The organism is Chrysiogenia bacterium (genome assembly GCA_020434085.1).
In the GTDB taxonomy this organism is placed as follows: domain Bacteria; phylum JAGRBM01; class JAGRBM01; order JAGRBM01; family JAGRBM01; genus JAGRBM01.
Genome location: JAGRBM010000333.1, coordinates 1 through 4,144 on the forward strand (window position 1 = coordinate 1; position 4,144 = coordinate 4,144).

A 4,144-nucleotide genomic window follows, 5' to 3' on the forward strand; every position below is an offset into this window, starting at 1 on the left:
CTCTTCCTCGGTAATGATCGCGGGGACGGGACCGCTCCAGCGACTCTGCGGCTTCCTTTTGGCTCTGGCCTCCGGCGGGGCGGGAAGGGTGATTTCATCGCCTCCGGCAAGCCGGTAACTCTGGGGCTTCTTTTTGCCGTTGACGCGCACGTTTCCACGACGGATCTCGCCATAGACCCAGGCCAGCGGTTTCTTCGCATAAAATTTGCGCACCAGCCGGTCGAGGCGCATCCCCTCTTCCTCGGTGCCGACGGTGTGGCTGGTTGTGGGCGTCTGGCTCATCAGCGTGCCGAGCATACAATGCCGCCGGGCGGCAAACGAGCCCGCCGAAATGGGCACCCGCGCAAAACCTGCTAGACTCCCCCGCGGGCCGGTAGCTCAGTCGGTTAGAGCAGTGGACTCATAATCCATCGGTCGTCGGTTCGAGCCCGACCCGGCCCACCAGCCTTCGCTCGCTCTCGCGAGCTACGGCTGGCAGATCAGCCCCTGCTTTGTCGGGCAACCCACCTCTACATAGAAGGCATATTGCGCCCCGAATACTCTGACACGACGATTGCTCATTCCGTGGGCAGGTGCATCCGAATTCGCCTGTTCTTTGGCATGGGGGCGGCGCAATTTGCTCCCAGAGTGCGATTTTACGGGAGTAATGGGCGAGTCAAAACGGCATGGCTGTTGCTATGGAAACAGCGAGGGCGCACGGGAGCAGTGTGCCTTCGGGGATTCATATTCATCAGGAGCGAACTGCAACAGCCATGCACCCCCGAACCATGAACGAAGACATCAAGGCTGCCGAAAGCCACGAAATACACCTGATGCCCGCCGACTACCGGGAGAGAACAACCCCGGAACAGGTTCGTCGGCATCTCAATCTCATTGAAAAACATCCGGGCTATCCGCAGAAGAATTTTCTGCGCAACCCGGTGACCTGGGAACTTACCCACGGTGCCGTAACGCACCATCTCTCGACCTTCACGCTCAACAATCCGCATGCGCTCGCCTACGTGACAGCGGCCGTGTCGAACTGCCGCGCCTCGATCGAGACCGCGCAGCTTTTTCCGCGCAGCGACGGCACGATCATCATCGAGGTGGACTTCACGCTTTCGAAAAAGAGCATGATCGATGACCTGCCCAAGCACCTCGGTTCTTACTTTGCCCCCGACCTGCGCAAGCGCCCCCAACCGCCGTGCGAAGAACTCGGTGCGATGAGCGTGCGTGCCTGGCGGAGTCCCGGTGGCAAGCATGGGACAATTGAGATTGAAGCCGACGATCGTCGCGGTCTTCTCTACCGGATCGCTGAAACCTTCGCGATGCATGGAATCAAGATTGTTGAGGCGGAGATCACCACCCAGCGCGGCAAAGTGCGCGACCGCTTTTATGTAACCGACCGGTTGGGCCAGCCCATGGATCTCAATCACGATACCCGGCGACTGGAGCGCGAGATTCGCGAGGATTTTCAGATTACAGCCGTCTGATTTACTGGGCGCCGGTTCTGGGAAAGCTTCCGATGGGAACCGGATAGCGCCAGACACCCTTGCCGTGCAGGGTTCCCAGAAAGAGCGCATCGTCGGTGGCTTCAACCGAAGTGATCTGCCGCGCGTGCTCGCCGCCGGGATCCTGCAGGGAATAGAGAATTTCCCCGCGCTCACTCAAGCCAAGAATGAATCCGTAGGGCTCGGGCTTGGGCCACAGGCTCGGCGGCAGGGCTGCGACCAGCTCCCGAAGGGTTGGTTTTGGAGCCAGAAAATCCGCCGCCGGGTTACGCACGGTAAAAAGCGCCAGCCAGAAGGTCCCCTTGCCGTCGCTGGATACGCCGTCGGGATAACCCGGAAGGTCCTCGATGAAAACGTCGTGGGTGCCCGCCTTCGGACCCTTGAGCCAGTAACGCATGATGCGAAAGCGATAGGTTTCGTTGACGAGAACGAAGTCCTCATTCGCCGAGAGCGCGATGCCGTTGGCGAAATAGAGATCACCAAGCAGCACGTCGGTCTTCTTCGTTGACGGATCGTAGCGAAGCAGGCGGCCCCATGGGCGGCCCTCCAGCGCGTCGAGCATGTAGTCGTGCATGCCCCATTTCGAGCTGGCATCTGAGAAAAAGATCATTCCGTCGCTGCCGACATCGACGTCATCGGTGAAGCGGTAGGGAACGCCCGCAGCCTGCGTGCTGAGGGTCTCAACTTCGCCGCCAGGGCCCACGCGAAGCAGGCCTTTGGCCGCATCGGCGACGACGAGGTTTCCCTCGGGATCGAAATCCAGCCCCAGCGGGCGGCCGCCTGTGTCGGCGAAGACTTCGGGCTTGTGGCCCGCGGCATCGCCGATCGGCAGGCGGACGATCTTGCCGCCTTCGTTGCCGCCGTAGAGCCAGCCATCGGCAGTCGGGGCGACGTCCTCGGCGCCGTCGAAGAGATCGGCGCCCAGAATCTCCGCCTTCTGCAGCTCGGTGTTGGGGGCCAGGATCCCCTCCAGCGCCGGTGAAGGCGGCGGATCAAACGCCACCGGTTCGAATTTTTCCTGACATCCGGTCAGGCAGAGCGAGATGAGCACCAGCAGGCCCGCAGCAAGCTTCATATCCGTGTTCCCCCCTTGAGCAGCACCCACTCTAACATCGACGTAGGGTCCGATCACGGGATAAACTTGCCTCTCTTGTGTGAAAGGCCGGGAGGGGTTGGATGAGCTCAGATGAAGCCGTAGGGACGTCTGGCTGGCGGGCAGCAGCCCAGCGCGTCGGCAACCCACTCGACTGGCCGACCACCGGCAAGTGCGCCTTGCTCGGCGCGATCAACATGCTCCTCTACGCCGGCAACGCGGGCCAGTTACAACGGTTTTCCGCTGATCCCACGCTGGCGCCCTTTCTCGACCCCGCATTCCTCAAGGTGCACCTCATTGGACTGTGGGCCGTCTGTGCCGGCTGGGGCGTGATCCTGCTGGCGGGAATTGCGCTCCGAAAATCCCGGCCGGAATCGCGCGCGCTGATGTATTCGACGGTTGCGCTCTACTGCATCGATAACACGCTGGCAGTCTATGTCGTCGGTCCGTTCACGAGCCCCATGGTGATGCTCATTTTCGGCGCGCCGCTCATCGCCTTCGTTCTGTTCGAGCAGCGTGTGGCTTTTGTCGGTGTTGCGGTGGTCTATCTGGTACTTGGATCCACAATCCTTGCCGAGCGCGCGGGCTGGATTCCCTATGCTCCGCTTCTGGCCTATCCGCCCTACGAGAACGGACGCCCAATGGACCAGTGGGCTGCGGCGATGGGGATGCAGATCTTCGCGCTGCTCACACTGAATATCCTTCTGGTCGCCTACATTGTCGCACAATGGCGTGATCGCGAAACGAAACTGGCGCAAGCTTACTCGGACCTGCATGACACCCAGGCACAGCTCGTGCGCGCCGAATCGCTTGCATCCATCGGTTCGTTGGTAACGGGAGCGGCCCACGAACTCCGCAATCCGTTGGGATCGAGCAGTGCGATGCTCCAGTCACTCGCTGAAGACCTGGAAAGTCCAGCGATGATTGCAGATGAAGAGCAGCGAAGCGATGCGATGCAAACGCTCGCCTTCGCGCGGCAGGGGCAGGGCAGGGCGCAGGCCATTGTCGATCGGCTCTATGACCTTTCCGAGCAACTGGGCGGTTCCGACACATCCGTGCCGCTGAGCAGGGTCATGGATTACCTGCGAAGCCGCTATTCCGAAATCGAATTTGCCGATGAGAGCTGCGGGCTCGATCCGCCGGTGCCGGAACGGGCATGCCGGATCGTTCTCGACAACCTCATCGCGAATGCACTGGCCTCCGGAAGCATCGCTCCGGTACGGGTGGGCGCAGCGGTCACGCAAGATGAGCTTTGTTGGGAGGTCCGGGATGAGGGACGCGGCATCGCGACCGAACATCAGGCCGAGGTGTTCCGCCCGTTCTTCACCGGTCAGAAGGCAGGCCAGGGGCATGGAGTCGGACTGGGACTCTATCTCGTTCATCAGCTCGTCACCCGTCTCAACGGGCAAATTGAGCTGGTCAGCGCTCCGGGCCGCGGCACATCGGTCAGCGTGCGTCTGCCGCTTCAGACCTGAGCCCCTTGTGCGGGAGAGGTGTGACGTCTATTTTTCGCGTCCGGGAAGTTTCCCGCCGCGAAGGCAGCTGAATCGGTGAGTGACGC

At 61.4% G+C, this 4,144-nt stretch carries 4 protein-coding genes and 1 tRNA gene; 3 read left to right on the forward strand and 2 right to left on the reverse strand.

What is annotated here, in order from left to right; genetic code table 11:
- A partial coding sequence (locus tag KDH09_11460; protein MCB0220305.1) for a hypothetical protein occupies positions 1 to 297 on the reverse strand: 297 nt, incomplete at its 3' end.
- Positions 298 to 367: 70 nt separating this feature from the next.
- On the opposite strand from KDH09_11460, the gene KDH09_11465 reads away from it, so the two are divergent.
- Both KDH09_11465 and KDH09_11470 read left to right on the forward strand, forming a co-directional pair.
- Positions 368 to 444: transfer RNA gene (locus KDH09_11465), tRNA-Ile, on the forward strand.
- Between the two features lie 221 nt (positions 445 to 665).
- A complete protein-coding gene (locus KDH09_11470; GenBank protein ID MCB0220306.1) occupies positions 666 to 1,472 on the forward strand; it encodes an ACT domain-containing protein in 807 nt (268 codons plus the stop codon).
- A 1-nt stretch (position 1,473) separates the two neighbouring features.
- Here the strand turns inward: KDH09_11470 and KDH09_11475 are convergent, their stop codons facing one another.
- Positions 1,474 to 2,565 (reverse strand): SMP-30/gluconolactonase/LRE family protein, encoded by a 1,092-nt coding sequence (locus KDH09_11475; protein ID MCB0220307.1) that lies wholly within the window; start codon positions 2,563 to 2,565, stop codon positions 1,474 to 1,476.
- A 101-nt stretch (positions 2,566 to 2,666) separates the two neighbouring features.
- Between KDH09_11475 and KDH09_11480 the strand changes: the two genes are divergently transcribed.
- Positions 2,667 to 4,058, forward strand: a complete 1,392-nt coding sequence (locus KDH09_11480) for a HAMP domain-containing histidine kinase (protein MCB0220308.1) — start codon at positions 2,667 to 2,669, stop codon at positions 4,056 to 4,058.
- Positions 4,059 to 4,144: the final 86 nt, after the last annotated feature.

What these genes read in the sequence shown, in the direction of transcription:
- KDH09_11470 (MCB0220306.1), top strand. Translation starts at nt 666, where the DNA reads ATGGCTGTTGCTATGGAAACAGCGAGGGCGCACGGGAGCAGTGTGCCT.
- KDH09_11475 (MCB0220307.1), bottom strand. Translation starts at nt 2,565, where the DNA reads ATGAAGCTTGCTGCGGGCCTGCTGGTGCTCATCTCGCTCTGCCTGACC.
- KDH09_11480 (MCB0220308.1), top strand. Translation starts at nt 2,667, where the DNA reads ATGAGCTCAGATGAAGCCGTAGGGACGTCTGGCTGGCGGGCAGCAGCC.